The organism is Rhizobium changzhiense (genome assembly GCF_013087625.1).
Classification (GTDB): Bacteria; Pseudomonadota; Alphaproteobacteria; order Rhizobiales; family Rhizobiaceae; genus Rhizobium; species Rhizobium sophorae.
Genome location: NZ_JABFCQ010000002.1, coordinates 510,518 through 526,572 on the forward strand (window position 1 = coordinate 510,518; position 16,055 = coordinate 526,572).

Annotated in this window: 18 protein-coding genes; 8 read left to right on the top strand and 10 right to left on the bottom strand. The window is 61.4% G+C overall.

The window, feature by feature from the left end; all coding sequences use genetic code 11:
* Window positions 1–72: 72 nt before the first annotated feature.
* Complete coding sequence (locus G9X68_RS11875; RefSeq protein WP_171602529.1) at window positions 73–465, top strand: hypothetical protein; 393 nt, start codon at window positions 73–75, stop codon at window positions 463–465.
* Here the strand turns inward: G9X68_RS11875 and G9X68_RS11880 are convergent.
* From G9X68_RS11880 to G9X68_RS11890, 3 genes are all read right to left on the bottom strand, one after another.
* Window positions 462–1,604: a DUF2336 domain-containing protein gene (locus tag G9X68_RS11880; protein ID WP_171603058.1), complete on the bottom strand. Its 1,143-nt coding sequence runs from the start codon at window positions 1,602–1,604 to the stop codon at window positions 462–464. The two genes, G9X68_RS11875 and G9X68_RS11880, sit on opposite strands and share 4 nt — an antisense overlap.
* Window positions 1,605–1,711: 107 nt before the next feature.
* The gene (locus G9X68_RS11885; protein WP_168316994.1) at window positions 1,712–2,323 is read right to left on the bottom strand and encodes a flavin reductase family protein; all 612 of its coding nucleotides are present in this window, start codon (window positions 2,321–2,323) and stop codon (window positions 1,712–1,714) included.
* A complete protein-coding gene (locus tag G9X68_RS11890) occupies window positions 2,323–2,907 on the bottom strand; it encodes a nitroreductase family protein (RefSeq protein WP_168316995.1) in 585 nt (194 codons plus the stop codon). Before G9X68_RS11890 ends, G9X68_RS11885 begins: the two co-directional genes overlap by 1 nt.
* Window positions 2,908–3,020: 113 nt before the next feature.
* On the opposite strand from G9X68_RS11890, the gene G9X68_RS11895 reads away from it, so the two are divergent.
* A complete protein-coding gene (locus tag G9X68_RS11895) occupies window positions 3,021–4,118 on the top strand; it encodes a hypothetical protein (RefSeq protein ID WP_171377764.1) in 1,098 nt (365 codons plus the stop codon).
* Between the two features lie 3 nt (window positions 4,119–4,121).
* On the opposite strand, the gene G9X68_RS11900 is transcribed toward G9X68_RS11895, so the two are convergent.
* From G9X68_RS11900 to G9X68_RS11925, 6 genes are all read right to left on the bottom strand, one after another.
* The gene (locus tag G9X68_RS11900) at window positions 4,122–4,955 is read right to left on the bottom strand and encodes a lysophospholipid acyltransferase family protein (protein WP_171602530.1); all 834 of its coding nucleotides are present in this window, start codon (window positions 4,953–4,955) and stop codon (window positions 4,122–4,124) included.
* Between the two features lie 101 nt (window positions 4,956–5,056).
* On the bottom strand, window positions 5,057–7,042 hold the full coding sequence (gene thrS, locus G9X68_RS11905) for a threonine--tRNA ligase (RefSeq protein ID WP_168311344.1): 1,986 nt from the start codon (window positions 7,040–7,042) through the stop codon (window positions 5,057–5,059).
* A 123-nt stretch (window positions 7,043–7,165) separates the two neighbouring features.
* Window positions 7,166–7,693 (bottom strand): DUF1697 domain-containing protein, encoded by a 528-nt coding sequence (locus tag G9X68_RS11910; protein WP_062944392.1) that lies wholly within the window; start codon window positions 7,691–7,693, stop codon window positions 7,166–7,168.
* Window positions 7,690–8,118 carry a DUF2267 domain-containing protein gene (locus G9X68_RS11915; protein WP_206679721.1) on the bottom strand — a complete coding sequence of 143 codons (429 nt, stop codon included), beginning with the start codon at window positions 8,116–8,118 and terminating at the stop codon, window positions 7,690–7,692. The genes G9X68_RS11910 and G9X68_RS11915 overlap by 4 nt, the downstream gene beginning before the upstream one ends.
* Window positions 8,115–8,519, bottom strand: a complete 405-nt coding sequence (gene yidD, locus G9X68_RS11920) for a membrane protein insertion efficiency factor YidD (protein WP_171602532.1) — start codon at window positions 8,517–8,519, stop codon at window positions 8,115–8,117. The genes G9X68_RS11915 and yidD overlap by 4 nt, the downstream gene beginning before the upstream one ends.
* A 5-nt stretch (window positions 8,520–8,524) precedes the next feature.
* On the bottom strand, window positions 8,525–8,971 hold the full coding sequence (locus G9X68_RS11925; protein ID WP_171602533.1) for an iron-sulfur cluster assembly scaffold protein: 447 nt from the start codon (window positions 8,969–8,971) through the stop codon (window positions 8,525–8,527).
* A gap of 306 nt (window positions 8,972–9,277) precedes the next feature.
* On the opposite strand from G9X68_RS11925, the gene folE reads away from it, so the two are divergent.
* From folE to G9X68_RS11940, 3 genes are all read left to right on the top strand, one after another.
* Entirely contained in the window at window positions 9,278–9,892 is a 615-nt protein-coding gene (folE, locus tag G9X68_RS11930) for a GTP cyclohydrolase I FolE (protein WP_017960561.1), read from the top strand.
* A gap of 25 nt (window positions 9,893–9,917) precedes the next feature.
* Window positions 9,918–10,370, top strand: a complete 453-nt coding sequence (gene hisI / locus G9X68_RS11935) for a phosphoribosyl-AMP cyclohydrolase (protein ID WP_012757552.1) — start codon at window positions 9,918–9,920, stop codon at window positions 10,368–10,370.
* 113 nt (window positions 10,371–10,483) lie between these two features.
* Window positions 10,484–11,446 (top strand): patatin-like phospholipase family protein, encoded by a 963-nt coding sequence (locus G9X68_RS11940; protein WP_171602534.1) that lies wholly within the window; start codon window positions 10,484–10,486, stop codon window positions 11,444–11,446.
* Between the two features lie 4 nt (window positions 11,447–11,450).
* Here G9X68_RS11940 and G9X68_RS11945 read toward each other — a convergent pair whose 3' ends face one another.
* The gene (locus tag G9X68_RS11945; RefSeq protein WP_171602535.1) at window positions 11,451–11,909 is read right to left on the bottom strand and encodes a MarR family winged helix-turn-helix transcriptional regulator; all 459 of its coding nucleotides are present in this window, start codon (window positions 11,907–11,909) and stop codon (window positions 11,451–11,453) included.
* A 287-nt stretch (window positions 11,910–12,196) separates the two neighbouring features.
* Here G9X68_RS11945 and G9X68_RS11950 point away from each other — a divergent pair, with 287 nt between their 5' ends.
* From G9X68_RS11950 to mhpT, 3 genes are all read left to right on the top strand, one after another.
* On the top strand, window positions 12,197–13,027 hold the full coding sequence (locus G9X68_RS11950; protein WP_171602536.1) for a p-hydroxycinnamoyl CoA hydratase/lyase: 831 nt from the start codon (window positions 12,197–12,199) through the stop codon (window positions 13,025–13,027).
* A gap of 57 nt (window positions 13,028–13,084) precedes the next feature.
* Window positions 13,085–14,665 (top strand): AMP-binding protein, encoded by a 1,581-nt coding sequence (locus G9X68_RS11955; RefSeq protein ID WP_171602537.1) that lies wholly within the window; start codon window positions 13,085–13,087, stop codon window positions 14,663–14,665.
* A gap of 93 nt (window positions 14,666–14,758) precedes the next feature.
* Complete coding sequence (gene mhpT / locus G9X68_RS11960) at window positions 14,759–16,033, top strand: 3-(3-hydroxy-phenyl)propionate transporter MhpT (RefSeq protein ID WP_171602538.1); 1,275 nt, start codon at window positions 14,759–14,761, stop codon at window positions 16,031–16,033.
* Window positions 16,034–16,055: the final 22 nt, after the last annotated feature.

The following is a 16,055-nucleotide window of genomic DNA, read 5'->3' on the forward strand; positions in this document are numbered from 1 at the left end:
ACCCTTGCCTTCATTCGGTTGGAATTGCGCCCTCTAAGACGATGAGGTGCTCAATAATCAAGGAAGCAGAATATGCAAGCGGTGCTGATCGCGATGACCATTCTCGGCTGCGACGATTCCATCAGCCAGTGCAATTATGTCGCGACGGTCGATAAACGCTGGGAAACTGTTTCCGCCTGTGATGCCGAAGCCGAACGACGGCTGAAGACCTATGTGAATGTCAACTATCCCTCGGTGATCGCGGTGTGCGAGGCGCCGAAACCGGCGCCCCTGCCAGCCGCCGCGCCCGAGGTCGCTGTCGCAGCGCCCCAACCCGCAGAAAGGATTGCCGGTTTTGCTGAGCGCATCGCCGGGCAGGTCCGCGCCCACCTTCCCTCTGGCAGAAGCGTCAAGGACACACTGACCAAACCCGTGCACTTCGTCTCCGCCAGCTATTCCTGGGTGGTGACGCGGCTGGCCGATTAAGCCGCCGCAAGCGCCGCGTAGACGCGGGCCGATTGTCGCTGCTCGTTAACGTGCAGCTTTTCCACCATGTCGAGCAACTCGCCGATCGCGCCATGCGCGTCGTGATGGCGGAATTTTTCGAGAAGACGGCCGCAGATAGTGCCGAGCACGCTGCCCGGCGCTTTTCTGGCGGCGTCCCGCCACAGCATTGTCGCCTCGACGAAGATCACGCTGATATCCCTCGGCAGACCGGCAGACTCATAAAGCGCACGCACGGCATGCATACGCCCGGTTGCCAGGATCGAACGCACTCGGCGCTCGCTGCACGCGGTCAGATCGACGATTGCGCCGGCGAAAAAGTCGACCTTGCCGGCGCAGAGCGCATGCATCAGGAAGGACGACGTCAGCCGGCCGTTGAGGCGCAGATGCTGGACGAGATCGGGTATTTCGCGCGGCGCAATGTCGCCTGCGATCGAAACGATGGCGGCCTCGGTTGCCTCGCGGCTGATCCGCTGAAGCCGCTGCAGGCCGATCGCCGCCTGTGCCAGCGGCAAGCCGACCAACGCATTGCTGACATGCTGGGTCAGCAGTTGCCGGGCGTCGGCGGGAAGATCGCTCCGGTCGAGAAGCAGGTTGCGGATATCGCAGCAGTCGCCGAGCCGTTCGGCGATGCGTTTCAACGACAGGCTGGAGATCACCGCGCCGTCATTCTCGAGCAGGCAGAGCAGTTCTTCCTCATCGCCGACCTCCGCAAGCGCGGCGGAAACCGGGCGCGTCACGTGCGCCCTCGCCGCGATCAGCATGCGGGTGGCGCCGTTGCCGCGCGCGGCAAGGTCGACGAGATCGGCGTCGCTCAAAAGCGGCGAACAGGTCACCGCATGGCAGGCGACCTCGGGCTGGTCTTCGGCAAGCGAAAGAATCAGGTTGCGCGGTGCATCGGGCGACCAGGCGATTGCCTCGGCCAGCGCAAGCCGCACGCGCGGCGACGGATCGTCGAGAAGAAAGGCCATCGCCATTTCGGCCGCCGCACGCTCATCCGCGGACATTTCGGACTGCAGATAGGCGCGCCCGAGGGCATTTGCGGCCCGGGCCCGGTCACCGGTCTTGGCCGTTTCGATCCAACGAAGGAAAGCTTCTACGATCACGCGACGCCCCAGCAGTTGAACGCGATTCCCTCGCGCTCCATTCAATGCTGCGACCGTAGTGGCAAAAGGTTTAAGATTGGTTCACCATGTTTCTTAAGTCTTTGGGCACATTGCCGTTCGGCTCAGCGTTGCTGCGGCTTCGGCCGGATCATCTCGAAAACATCGCTGCCTTCGCTGTAATCCATGTAGCCCATACGGGCGACAGGTCGCGCGATCGACATGTCGAGGCGGCCGTCCCTGACAATTGCTTCGTCGATGCGGATGCCGACCACTTCGCCGAAGACAAGGACATTTTCGGACGGTTCGCCCGACAGCGTCTTCGGCTCGATGATCTCGGTAACCTTGCATTCGAGCACCGCGAAAGCCTCGCCGACATAGGGCGCGTCGATTAGTTCGGCCGGCTTCGGCGTCAGGCCGGCGAAGTCGAATTCGCTGTGGCCATAGGGCAGCACCGCCGAGGAGAGGTTCATCTTCTCGGCGAGATCGCGGCTGACGAAATTGCAGGTGAAGACGCCGGTCTCGGCCGCATTACGCTGGCTGTGTTTGCGCCCGGCCGAAGAAAACATCACCAGCTTCGGCCGGTCGGCAACGGCATTGAAGAAGGAATACGGCGCCAGATTGATCGAGCCATCCCTGCCCTTGCTGCCGATCCAGCCGATCGGGCGCGGCGACACTATCGCCTTGAACGGATCATGCGCGAGCCCGTGCCGGTTGCTGTCGGTGGTGTAGAACATCAGTCGTCTCCGCCGACCCAGGTCACGGTATCGGCAAGCTCTGGCCGCGGCCGTTCGATTGCCGGAAATGTGGTCGAGCCGATATGGATGAAGCCCGCCACCTTTTCATCAGGCCCGACGCCGAGCAGCGGATAGGCGCGCTCGTCATAGGCGAACCACTCCGTCAGCCAGTTGGCGACATACCCATTGGCATTGGCGGCGAGGATGACGTTGAAGCAAAGCGCGCCTGCCGACATCAGCTGCTCCCATTCCGGGATCTTTATATGCGGCCCCGCCTTGCTGACGACGGCGACGACCACGGGCGCACGGGTGAAACGGCTGCGCTCAACCTGGATCATCTCTTCGGAAAGGTCGGGCTTTGTCTGAAGTGCCAGCGTCAGAAGTTCCTCGCCGATACGCACGCGCTGCTCTCCGCGATAGACGATGAAGCGCCAGGGCGCGATCTTGCCGTGATCGGGAACACGCGAGGCAAGACGCAGGATCTCCTCGATCTCGGCCTTCTCGGGGCCTGGTTCGCACATTTGGAAAGCGGGGATGGAGCGGCGCACGGCGAGGTAGTCGATCAGCTTGATATCGGATTTCATACGGGAGAAGCTCTCATTTTTATGCTGCTGCAAAGGGTGGGTCTTGAATTTGCCATCGCGTTGGTCTTGAAGTGACCTTTGCGATTTCAGAAGTCAATCGGTTCACGAAACAGATGTTTGGCATTTTGCCTTTTGCACGCATCGGCCTTGCCATTGCCCTGATGGTATTGATGCCCCTCGGCGCCGGCGCTCAGGATGCCTTCAAGGAATTCAAACAGCTTGAATCGACACCGAAGATGCCGAAGCTCGATGCCTTTATTGCGCCCGGCACGGTGCCCCAAGGGGTCAAGCTGCGCGACGTCCCGATGGAGGCCAAGCTGACGGCTGACGGCACGCCGGTCGAGGAGGGTCTTTCCTGGTACGTCTTCAGCCCGATCGCCGGAACCGATGGCAAGCTGCCGCTGATCGCCAGCGCCAAGGGCGGGCCTGCCGCCTTCCAGCTCGCCCCCGGCGATTATTTTGTCAACGTCTCCTTCGGCCGCGCCGGGGTCACCAAGAAATTGACCGTGCCCGCTGAAGGCGAGGTCGACAAGCAGGTGATGGTGCTCGATGCCGGCGGCCTACTGCTCAATGCCGTCTCCGGCGCCGACGCCCGCATTCGCCCCGACCAATTGAGCTTCTCGATCTATTCCTCGGAAGTGCGCGACGACGGCGAGCGCGGCCTCGTCGTGGCCGATGTCTCGCCGAATACCGTCGTCCGTCTCAATGCCGGCACCTATCACATCGTTTCCGAATATGGCAGCGTCAACGCCGTGATCCGCGCCGACATCCAGGTCGAGGCCGGCAAGCTGACAGAGGCGACGATCCAGCATCGCGCCGCGCAGATCACCTTCAAGCTGGTCTCCGATGCCGGTGGCGAGGCGATCGCCGATACGGCATGGTCGATCCTGACGGCCGCCGGCGACAGCGTCGGCGAAAGTGTCAGCGCCTTCCCGACCATGGTTCTCGCCGAAGGCGGATATTCCGCCGTCGCCCGCAACAAGGACAAGATCTACCAACGCGATTTCACCGTCGTCGCCGGCAGGAACACCGATGTCGAGGTTCTGATGAAGGACCAGCAGCCGCAGCCGCCGGTCAGCGCGGCCCGCACGGTGCAGCAAGTACCGGTCGGCACGCCACCACCGCCAGGCGTCCAGCCGGCTCCAGTGGAGCCGCTGCCCTCCTATGAACAACTCGTGCCGCAGGGCGGCGACGACACCAGCCTCGATTGACTTTTACCGCGCGCGGTTTCGGCTCAACCGATACCTTTGGAAGGCGCGCTTCGGCGGCGCCATCGAGAACACGGCCTCATAGAGACGGGCAAGCAGACCCTTGCGGTCGCCGCCGCTGCTCAGCGCCTGCCAGGTCAGCACCTCGCCGACATGCGCCGTGATCGTGCTGCCGGACAGCCGGCGGAACTCGCCGATCAGCAGCGACAGGCGCAGCGTCATCGACACCCGGCTTGCCAGATGAAACAGCCGCCCGTTCTGGCCTTCGAAATAGATCGGCAGCACGCTGGCATGCGTCGCCTGGATGAGTTTTGCCGGAAACATCTTCCACGGTAGATCCTCGGCGCGGCCGAAGCCCCTCTTGGCGGTTGCAACGCCGCCTGCGGGAAAGACGATGATGGTGGTGCCTTCCCCCAGCAGCCGCACCGCCTCATGCCGGCTCTTCATGTTCATCGCCATCGCCGCCTTGGTCGCCGCAAAGGAGATCGGCAGCGAATAGGGCGCCATCTCCGGCATCTTCAGAAGGTCGTTATGGATCAGCACCTTGAAGGGACGGCCGAGCTGTTCGGCAAGCGCCAGCACGGCGATGCCGTCGCCGATGCCGAAGGGGTCGGCGGGAACGGGTTCGAGCGGCCAACTGCCTTTGACGTCGACCGACACGTCGATAAGACCGAGCGTCCTGGCGAACACGCGGTCGCTCTTGCCGATGATGTCGCTGCGCCATATGTCGTAGAGCCTGACATAGCGGTCGCGGCCCGAAAGCCCTTCGATCGAGCGGATCAGCCAGCGCTTCAGGCGTGGATCGCGATCATTGGCATAGGATAATTCTTCGAAGCGCACTCCGGCCTCGGGATGACCCGCTCCCCGTTCGTGGCGACAATATTGCAGTTACATATCAGATTTCCGACAGCGCCGGGTTCGGCGCTGTCGGAGCCATTTGTTCAGGCCGCCTTGGCTTTTTTTGCTTCGGCCTTGCGACGAATGTCGGGCGGTGTCGCTTCGAGGGTAAGGCTCTCGACGGCGGCGTCGAGCCCCATCGAAACCTGGTCCTGGCTGCCGAGGCGGCGGATATTGACCGTGCGCTCCTCGGCTTCCTTCCTGCCGCAGACGATTATGACAGGAACCTTGGTGACCGAATGCTCGCGGATCTTGTAGTTGATCTTCTCGTTGCGGAAGTCGGTCTCGACGTTGAGGCCGGCCTCGCGCAGCGCCTCGGCCACCTCAAGCCCGTAGGCGTCGGCTTCCGAGGTGATCGTTGCGACCACCACCTGCAGCGGCGATACCCAGAGCGGCATATGGCCGGCGAAGTTCTCGATCAGGATGCCGAGGAAACGCTCCATCGAGCCGCAGATGGCGCGGTGGATCATCACCGGCTGCGTCTTTTCCGAGTTGCTGTCGATATAGAAGGCGCCGAAGCGTTCCGGCAGGTTGAAGTCGACCTGCGTCGTCCCGCACTGCCATTCGCGGCCGATCGCATCCTTCAGCGTATATTCGAACTTCGGACCGTAGAAGGCGCCCTCGCCCGGCACGATGCCGGTCTTGATATTGTTGGACTGCTGCTGGATCGTCTCCAGCACGCCCATCATCACGCTTTCGGCGCGGTCCCAGAGCTCGTCCGAACCCACGCGCTTGTCCGGCCGGGTCGAGAGCTTGATGGTGACCTCGTCGAAGCCGAAATCCTTGTAGACCGAAAGGATCAGCTCGTTGATCTTCAGGCATTCGGCGGCCATCTGCTCGTCGGTGCAGAAGATATGCGCGTCGTCCTGCGTGAACCCGCGCACACGCATCAGCCCGTGCAGCGCGCCCGACGGCTCATAGCGGTGGACATTGCCGAATTCGGCCAGCCGGATCGGCAGCTCGCGGTAGGATTTCAGCCCGTGCTTGAAGATCTGGATATGGCCCGGGCAGTTCATCGGCTTCAGCGCGAAGACGCGGTCGTCATCGGTGTCGTCGCCGGCAACCGTTACCTTGAACATGTTGTCGCGATACCAGCCCCAGTGACCGGAGGTTTCCCATAGCGACTTGTCGAGCACCTGCGGCGCATTGACTTCCTGATAGTCGTCGGCAAGCCGGCGGCGCATATAGGCAACCAGCGTCTGGAATACGCGCCAGCCCTTGCCGTGCCAGAAGACGACGCCAGGACCCTCTTCCTGGAAGTGGAAGAGATCCATCTCGCGGCCGAGGCGGCGGTGATCGCGCTTTTCGGCTTCGGCAAGCATATGCAGGTAGTTGTCGAGTTCCGACTGCTCGGCGAAGGCCGTGCCGTAGATGCGGCTCAGCATCGGGTTGTTGCTGTCGCCGCGCCAATAGGCGCCGGCCACCTTCAAGAGCTTGAAGGCAGAGCCAATCTGGCCGGTCGAGGCCATGTGCGGACCGCGGCAGAGGTCAAACCAGTCGCCCTGGTAATAGATCTTGAGATCCTGCCCTTCCGGGATCGCGTCAACGAGTTCGACCTTGTACTGCTCGCCCTTGTCGGCGAAGACCTGTTTCGCCTTCTCGCGCGACCAGACCTGCTTGGTGAAGGCGGCGTTGCGGGCGATGATCTCCTTCATCTTCTTTTCGATCTTCGGCAGATCGTCGAGTGTGAAGGGCTCGTTCTTGGCGAAGTCGTAATAGAAGCCGTTTTCGATGACCGGGCCGATCGTCACCTGGGTGCCGGGCCAGAGCTCCTGCACCGCTTCGGCCATCACATGCGCCGCGTCATGGCGGATGAGTTCCAGCGCGCGGTCGTCATTGCGGGTGATGATCTCGATCCTGCCGGTCGTCACGGGATCGGAAAGGTCGCGCACGGTGCCGTCGATCGCAACGGCGACCGCCTTCTTGGCAAGCGACTTGGAAATGGATTCGGCGACATCCCGGCCGGTTGCGCCGGCATCATAGCCGCGCACGGAACCATCGGGAAACGTCAGGGAAATAGCTTGGGACATCGAAATTCTCCTTGTCCAGTCCCGCCAACGAATGCGGGTGGTTGACACGAACGCGCCTCCGCGGAGCTGAATGCGCAGCCGCCTGATAGCCAGATTTGCTGTCTGAGTAAAGAAAAAGCGGGGTTATATAATCATTTCAGTCAGGCCGCGCACGGTGTTCCAGTTGCGCATCGTACCGACGCCGAGCCGCTTGGTCGTCAGCGCCGAAAGCAGCTTGGATTGGCTCGGCTTGCCGGCGAAATCGATCCAGAGATCGCCGCCGACGACGGCGATGCGCTGTCCCTCCGTCATCAGCGGTTTCAGTGCCTCCACCTTCTTGGGATCGACCGGCAGACGCATCACCCGGACGATGACCTGGTCGCCATTGCCGTCCTTGAAGGGATTGGTGCTGCAAAGCGCCATCCAGGTGCAGTCGCTACGCACGATGATATCGACATGTTTGCCGAACTTTTCTTCAAAACCCTCTTCCAGATGGGTCTCGACTTCGTGCGGCCGCATCTCGTCGGCCTCGAAGACAAGATTGCCTGTGGAAACCAGCGTGCGCGGCTCGCGATAACCGAGTTCTTCGGCAAGTGCGCGCAAATCCTGCATGATGACGCGGCGGTCGGGCGTCAGGACAATGCTGTGCAGAAGGGCGATGAAGGTGCTCATGGCTGCCAGAACTCCTCCGCGCCGTCGGGCAAGGTCCTCAGCACTCTGTCGAATGCGGCGGCGTCGACATGTTTTCGAACGGCCATCGCCACGTCTCGGATGGCAGTGTCGGGGGCAAAATTATGGTCACTGCGCAGTGTCCGCACCTCCCGCGTCATCGCCACACGATCCTCGAAAGACCGTTTGGCCTCGTCGGGATTCCAGTCGGCGACGAAGATCGCGCGCAGCACAGGCGGCAGCACATCGGCAAACCGGAGCGCGTCTGCGACATCGAGGCGGCGGCGGAACGTCTGAAAGACCCCTTGGGTCATCGTGTAGACCACGTTTCGGCTGTCGATCAACGTATCGGCTCTCACATCATCGAGATAACCGTCGAAGTCCTCCGATGCACGCCTGTATTCGCGGGGCATCGTCATGGCCGTCAGCCTCTCTTGCGTCCGAGGGTGAGATAACGCCAAGGGGTCCACCAGCGGAAGCCGTCGCCGAGCATCTCCGGCACCTGGTCGAGGCCGCTGGTGCCGCCCGGGCCGCAGCGGCCGACGCGAAACAGCGTCATCCAGCCGCCGGCCCAAAGGCCGTGACGGGCGATCGACTCGTAGCCATATTCGGAGCAGGTCGGGATATGACGGCAGGAATTGCCGACAAAGCCGGAAAGCGTCAGTTGGTAGAGGCGGATCAGCCCCATGCCGAGCAGGCGGTCGGGCGTCTTGCGGAACGGACCGGTATAGTTGCGGGAGGTGCGTGCGGCCTTTTCGCGCGGCTTTGCTGATCCGGCGGCACCGCCGTCGTCCTCATCGTCAGTCTGCTGGGCGCAGAACTCGCACATCTCCGTTACGCCTCGACAATTTCCGCCCGTTTCGCCTCGATCTGCCCGATCGCGTCGACGACGGCATCGAAGGTCAGCATCGTCGAGGCATGGCGGGCCTTGTAGTCCCGCACCGGCAACAAATAGCGCATGTCTTCGAACCGTCCATGAGGCCCCGCCCCGTCCGCCCTCAACATGGCGAGCATGTCCTGGCGGGCCTGGCGTAGTTCGTCCGACGTGGCGCCGACGACGTGGCGCGCCATGATCGAGGACGAGGCCTGGCCGAGCGCGCAGGCCTTCACGTCATGAGCAAAACCGGTCACGGTGTCGCCATCCATCTTCAGCCAGATCCGCACCTTCGAGCCGCAGAGCTTGGAATGGGCCTGGGCACTCGCATCGGCATCATCAAGCATGCCGGTCAACGGAATATTGCCGGCGAATTCGAGGATTTTGCTGTTGTAGATATCGTCCATGCTGGATTTCCGCTCCAAAATCGCTGCGGATCGGCCTCTCTGGGGGCGTTATTGTCGTCAAAACAAAAAACACACCGTGTCGTGTGAGGATACTTACATACGATGGCCGTCTTCCTATATGTATGTCGTTCGAAGGCCATGAAAATGCAATGGCCTGGTGTAAGTTTGATTGGGAAACCGTGCCGGACGGGCGAACTTGCCCTGAAAGCCCCGGAGCCTGCCAAAGGTGCATGAATTCCCGCATGGGATTGACCAGTGGCGATTCCGACAGATGGGTCCGCGGTGCGGACCAGGAGACCATTGTTCATGGACGCCATCGTAAAGAATTTTCCGCAGACGAACCGCGACTCGGATCGCCCTTCCCAGCAGGAGGCGGAGGAAGCCGTTCGCGTTCTGCTGCGCTGGGCCGGTGACGACCCGACGCGTGAAGGTCTGCTCGAAACGCCGGCCCGCGTCGTCAAATCGTACCGCGAGCTTTTTTCCGGTTACGACATGGCGGCGGAAGACGTGCTCGGTCGCACCTTCGAAGAAGTCGCCGGTTACGATGACATGGTTCTCGTCAAGGATATTCCGTTCTACTCGCATTGCGAACACCACATGGTTCCAATCATCGGCAAGGCCCACGTCGCCTACATGCCGGACGGGCGCGTGCTCGGCCTGTCGAAGATTGCCCGTGTCGTCGAGATCTATGGCCGCCGCCTGCAGACGCAGGAAACGATGACCGCGCAGATCGCCCGGGCCATCGACGATACGCTTAATCCGCGCGGTGTCGCGGTGTTGATCGAGGCCGAACATATGTGCATGGCGATGCGCGGCGTTCAGAAGCAGGGCTCGACCACGTTGACGACGACGTTTACGGGAACGTTCAAGACCGAGCCGGCCGATCAGGCCCGTTTCATGACCATGGTGCGGAGCCGCTGATACCGGCTCCCTCAGGAGGGCCGCGATGAGTCAACTGATCTTCAATCAACCATCCGAGGACAAGTCGGCGTTGGAAGACGCCGGTGATTTCACGCCGCGTTTCGACGACCGTGGCCTGATCACCGCGATCGTCACCGACGCCGGTGACGGCGAGTTGCTGATGGTGGCGCATATGAACGCCCAGGCGCTGGCGCTGACCATCCAGACCGGCACGGCCCACTATTTCAGCCGTTCGCGCGGCAAGCTCTGGAAGAAGGGCGAAACGTCAGGCAATCTCCAGACGGTGAAGGAAATCCGCACCGATTGCGATCAGGACGCCATCTGGCTGAAGGTCGAGGTCGCCGGCCACGACGCCACCTGTCACACCGGCCGCCGCTCGTGTTTCTACCGGACGATCACCCTTCGCGACGGAAAGCCGATGCTTGATATCGTCGATGACGAGCGCCAATTCGATCCCGCGGACGTTTACGGAAAATAGCGCGTCCCGGGCATTTGCCCCTTATTGCGCCAAAAACCGCCTCTATATACCATTTGGAAACCGATCGGGCAGACTATCGGGAACCAAGTGTTCTGTTGGGAGGGGAGAACGCCATGCTGAGCTGGAGTTTGCATCGTCAAAGCTCCGAGGGCGAAGGTGCCGGTTCCGGCATGTCGACAACACTCGCGACGATCCCGCCTCCCGCGCCTGTCAAGAAAATCAAGATCGCCCTGGCGCTCGGCGGCGGTGCTGCCCGCGGCTGGGCTCATATCGGCGTGCTGCGCGCGCTCGACGAGGCAAAGGTCGAGATCGGCATGATTGCCGGCACCTCGATCGGCGCGCTGGTCGGCGGCTGCTATCTCGCCGGCAAACTCGATGAACTCGAAAGTTTCGCGCGCTCGCTGACGATGCGCCGCATCGCAAGTCTCCTCGATCTTACGATTGGCGGCAGCGGCCTCTTTGGCGGCATGCGGCTGACCAAGCGTATGCAGGAACATCTCGAAGGCCTGAACGTCGAGGATCTCGACCGGCCGTTCGTCGCGGTCGCGGCCGAGGTCAATACCGGCCATGAGGTCTGGATTGCCAATGGTTCGCTGATCACGGCGCTGCGCGCCTCCTATGCCCTGCCCGGCATTTTCGAGCCGGTGCGCAGCAATCACCGCACGCTGGTCGACGGGGCGCTGGTCAATCCCGTCCCCGTCTCCGTCTGCCGCGCCTATGAGCAGCCGCTCGTGGTCGCCGTCAATCTCAATTACGATCTCTACGGCCGCTCGGCCGTCGTCCGGCACAATGCCAGCCTGTCGGCCCAGGAAGTGCAGAAACAGGAAGAGGCGCCCTATGCGCGCCTCGGCATGACCGGCGTCATGGTGCAGGCCTTCAACATCATCCAGGACCGGATCGCCCGCGCCCGCCTTGCCGGCGATCCGCCAGATATTTCGCTGCAGCCGCGTCTCAGCTACATCGGCCTTTCCGAATTCCACCGGGCGGGCGAAGCGATCGAACGCGGCTACGAGGAAGCCAGAGCCCGGCTCCCCGAGATCCAACGCATGCAGGAAGTCTACGCCAACCACCCCTAGAAGTTTAATTCCAGATTTTAGCCAGCAATTCCCGGAGCAAGTCTCGCTCCGACGGCGACAGATTTGCCAGGACACGTTCTTCGTGACTGAAAACGATGTCGTGCCAAGTTTCCAGAGCCTCATATCCCGCGTCGGTTAGATACAGGCGTTGAACGCGCTTATCCCTCTCGTCGTCGACCCGGCTAATGTATCCGGGGCCTGAAAGCTCATCCAGGAGCGGTACGATGTTTGCACGCTGCAGCCCCAGCATCCGGCAGATCTCCGCCGACGTTATCCCGGGCTGCTCATTGATAATGCAGGCAACGCTGAAGCCGCTTGGTCGTTGTCCAACCGTTGCGAGAGCATTGGTGATGTCCTGCATGTTGAGAGCCGAAGCGCGCCTCAAATGGTAGCCGACATAGTCTTCCAACTGCTGCGGTAGTTGTCCTTTTGTCGCCTTCGTCTTGCTCTTTGTAGGTCCCATTCAACTAAATCCGCCTTGTCACTTGCAATTTCAATATTGCTATGCCATATAGCAATTATCGCTGCGGTAAACCACCAACGCGATCGGATGAATAGCATGACTGCTATGACGATATCACTCTGTATTGCCGTGCCAACTGCATCGCCCGACGCAGCCGAAAACCCGACGAAGCTATTCTGTCAGGGCAGCTGTGACGCGGGCATTTGGAATACAAGCTGAGATCTGCTGCCTCGGATTAGGCAGGTCTTCTGCGAATTAGACACCTTATTCGGACACAGGAGAAGAGAATGCGCTTGGCTGATGATCCAGTCGCCTTCGACGTCGTCGATAATATTGCGTGGGTGCGGTTCAATCGCCCCGAAAAGCGCAACTGCATGAACCCCTCGCTCAACCGTCGCATGATGGAAGTCCTCGAGGAGCTTGAATATCGCGACGACGTCGGTGTGCTCGTGCTCTCCGGCGAGGGAACGGCCTGGTCGGCCGGAATGGATCTCAAGGAATACTTCCGCGAAAGCGAGGAAAAAGGCCTTGGGGCGGTGCGGAAATCTCAGCAGGAGGCCTATGGCTGGTGGCGCCGGCTGCGGTGGTATCAGAAGCCGACGATCGCCATGGTCAATGGCTGGTGTTTCGGTGGGGGTTACGGGCCGCTCTTCTCCTGCGATCTCGCCTTTGCCGCGGATGAAGCTCAGTTCGCCCTGTCGGAGATCAACTGGGGAATCTTGCCCGGCGGCGGTGCAACGAAAGTGGTCGCCGATCTCCTTTCGATGCGGGACGCCATGTATCACGCTCTGACCGGCGAGTTGATCGACGGCAAAAAGGCTGCCGAATGGAAACTCGTCAACGAGAGCGTTCCGCTTGCCGAGTTGAGAACCCGTGTAAAGCAGGTTGCAGACGTGTTGCTGAGCAAAAATCCGGTCGCCCTGAAGGCCACCAAGGATGCGCTTCGCCGTGTCGCCGAGATGACCTACGACAGCGCCGAGGACTATCTGGTGCGGGCGCAGGAGGCGGCGAACTATTTCGACAATGAAGGCCGCAAGGAAGGCATTCACCAGTTCATCGATGAGAAGACCTACAAACCTGGGCTGGGCGCCTATGACAAGACGCGGCAAGCATCCTGATCGCTGCCGCTGAGCATATCCCGCGCCGGGGAAAGCGCTGGGATGGGAGGAGAACCTATGACGGAGTGGAAAGCACCGGACCCGGTACGTCTGCACGCCAGTTTGCGCCCGGGCGCCCTCGCCTGCGTCGATTTATCGAGCGGGCGTCGCTGGACCTACGCGGAGTTGAATGACGCGGTCAACCGGGCCGCCTTCGTGCTGTCGGACATCTATCAGGTCGCACGTGGCGAGCGTATCGCGGCGGTCGCCAGGAACAGCGCCGATTTCATCATTCTTCAGCAGGCGGCGATGCGCCTTGGCGTCATCTTCGTGCCGATCAATTGGCGCCTTTCGATGACGGAGCAAGAGCAGATCCTGCTCGATTGCAAACCTTCGTTTGTTTTTGGCGATGCGGTCTCGCAGGTGTCGATAAAGGGCGCACGCACGCTCGCAATGGCTGACTTCGTCACTGCGGTTGCGCAAGCGAAACCGAAGGCGGCCCGGCCGACGATCTCTGCCGATTCTCCCGCAGTTCTACTCTATACGTCAGGAACCTCAGGGCGCCCGAAAGGCGTGATGCTGTCGGCCCGAAATATGTTCGCGACAGCGGTCAATTTCGGTGTCCTCGGCGAGGTCTCTCAGGAGAGCGTCTTTCTCTGCGACACGCCGATGTTTCATGTCATTGGACTGGTCACGAGCATACAGGCGCCCTTCCTGCAAGGCGCCACCGTCCTGATCTCCGGAGGGTTCGACCCCGTCGCGACCAATGATCGCCTGGCGGACGCGGCATTCGCAGTGACCCATTATTTCTGCGTCCCGCAAATGGCCGACGCGCTGCGAAAGGCGGAGAATTTTCATCCGGAGCAATGGGCGAGCCTCAAGGCGCTGTTTACTGGCGGCGCGCCCAATCCTCCGGCAAATATCCGCTGGTGGCTCGATCGGAATGTCCTGATGGTCGATGGCTACGGCATGAGCGAGGCCGGCACTTTGCTCGGGATGCCGCTGGATCGGGCCATCATTGCGGAGAAGGCCGGATCGGTCGGATTGCCGCCGCCGGACATGTCACTTCGGATCCTCGCGGACAACGGTCTCGATGCCCAGGCCGGCGAAGTCGGTGAAGTTCTCGTCTGCGGTCCAAACGTCAGCGCGGGCTATTGGGCGTGCCCGGACGAAAACGCCCGCGCCTTCACGGATGATGGCTGGCTGAAGACCGGCGATCTCGCTAAGGCGGATGCCGACGGCTACGTGACGGTCGTCGATCGCCGCAAAGACCTCTTCATATCAGGTGGCGAGAACGTCTATCCCGCCGAGGTCGAAGCGGCCCTGATGGAACACCCCGGCGTCAAGGAGGCAGCGGTCGTCGGCATTCCCGATGAACGCTGGGGCGAAGTCGGGTGCGCCTATATCGTCCTCCACGATGGTGCGATTGCATCCGCAGTCGATCTCGCCGCCCACTGTTCCGCATTGATCGCCCGGTTCAAGGTGCCGAAAGAATTTGTTCTGATCGATGCGCTTCCGCGCAACGGCGCAGGCAAGATCCTGAAACGTGAATTGCGGCGGCTGGCGCTCGGGAAAAACCCGGAACCGGATCGGATCGGCAATATCCCGCATGCCCGGCACGCGAGTGCGAAGCCGGAAGAGCTGGCCGCGCAACGTTAACGGAATACGAAACTGTCGTTCGACTTTGGCTGAACCGGGCTGTTCAGACAGGGATCACTCATGCCCGGTTGGTATTTTCTCAGGGAGGATAAAATGGGAAAATCTGCGCGTGGAATAAGTCTCCAAACCAGCGGCTACAAGGTGCTGATACTGTGTTTTTGCGCCGCGATGATCGAAGGTTTCGATATCCAGGCCGCAGGTGTTGCCGCGCCGAAACTCGCGCCTGCGCTTGGCCTTGCACCGGGTCAGATGGCCCTCTTCTTCTCTTCCGCCACGTTCGGGTTGATCTTCGGCGCCATTGTCGGCGGGCGAATTGCCGATCGATTTGGCAGACGAACCGGGCTGATAGTGTCGCTCCTGACGTTTGGCCTGTTCTCTTTGGGCACCGCTCTGGTCGGCTCTTTTCCCGCTCTGGTCCTTATGCGCTTCCTCACAGGTGTGGGCCTGGGTGGAGCGCTCCCAAATCTTGTGGCAATCGCGGCCGAGGCGCTCTCACGCGAACGGCGCGGCACGGCCGTCGGGCTGATGTACGCCGGCATTCCGATCGGCGGCGCGATCGCGAGTGCGGTCTCGATCCTCGGACTGCATGACAGCTGGGAATCGATCTTCGTCATAGGTGGCATTTTACCCGTTGCACTCGTGCCCGTACTCTTGTTGTCGCTGCCGGACCTGAAAGTCGCGCGGGACCATGGCGACGAGGCAAATATCAGCACCACGTTCAGATCCATTTTCGGTCCTTCGAGCTGGCAGACGACGCTGCTTCTGTGGCTTGGCTTCTTCTTCTCGCTCCTCGTTCTCTATCTCCTGCTGAACTGGCTGCCGGCATTGATGGTCGCCAAGGGCTTCAGCAAATATGACGCCGGAATAGTCCAGATCGTCTTCAACATCGGCGGCGCGGCCGGAAGCCTGATGGTCGGCAATGCGCTCGACGGCATTCATCGCCGCCGCGCGGTCATTCTCAGCTACGGCCTGCTTGTCGCCGCACTGTTCGGTGTCGCCCTGCTGCCGAACAACCTTGCCTTGGCTATCGTCTCGGGCGTGCTTCTCGGGGGTACGATCATCGGCGTACAGGCAATCCTCTACGGTCTCGCGCCGCAAAGCTATACGCAGGAAGTGCGCGGCACGGCGGTGGGATTTGCGGTCGCGGCAGGCCGCCTTGGTTCCGTCGCCGGCCCGCTCCTTGCCGGCGCGCTCGTTGCCGGCGGAAAGTCCGCGACTGAAGTTCTGCTGGGCATCGTGCCGATCGCCATTCTCGGCGGCCTGGCCAGCCTGCTGCTTGTCCACCGCTTGGCTAAGGCGCAAAATGCTGGAAACCGCGATGCAGCGGCAGAATACGAAAGCACCGCCGTTTCGCAGACATCCGCTTGATCAGCAATTTCAATGTCGAACA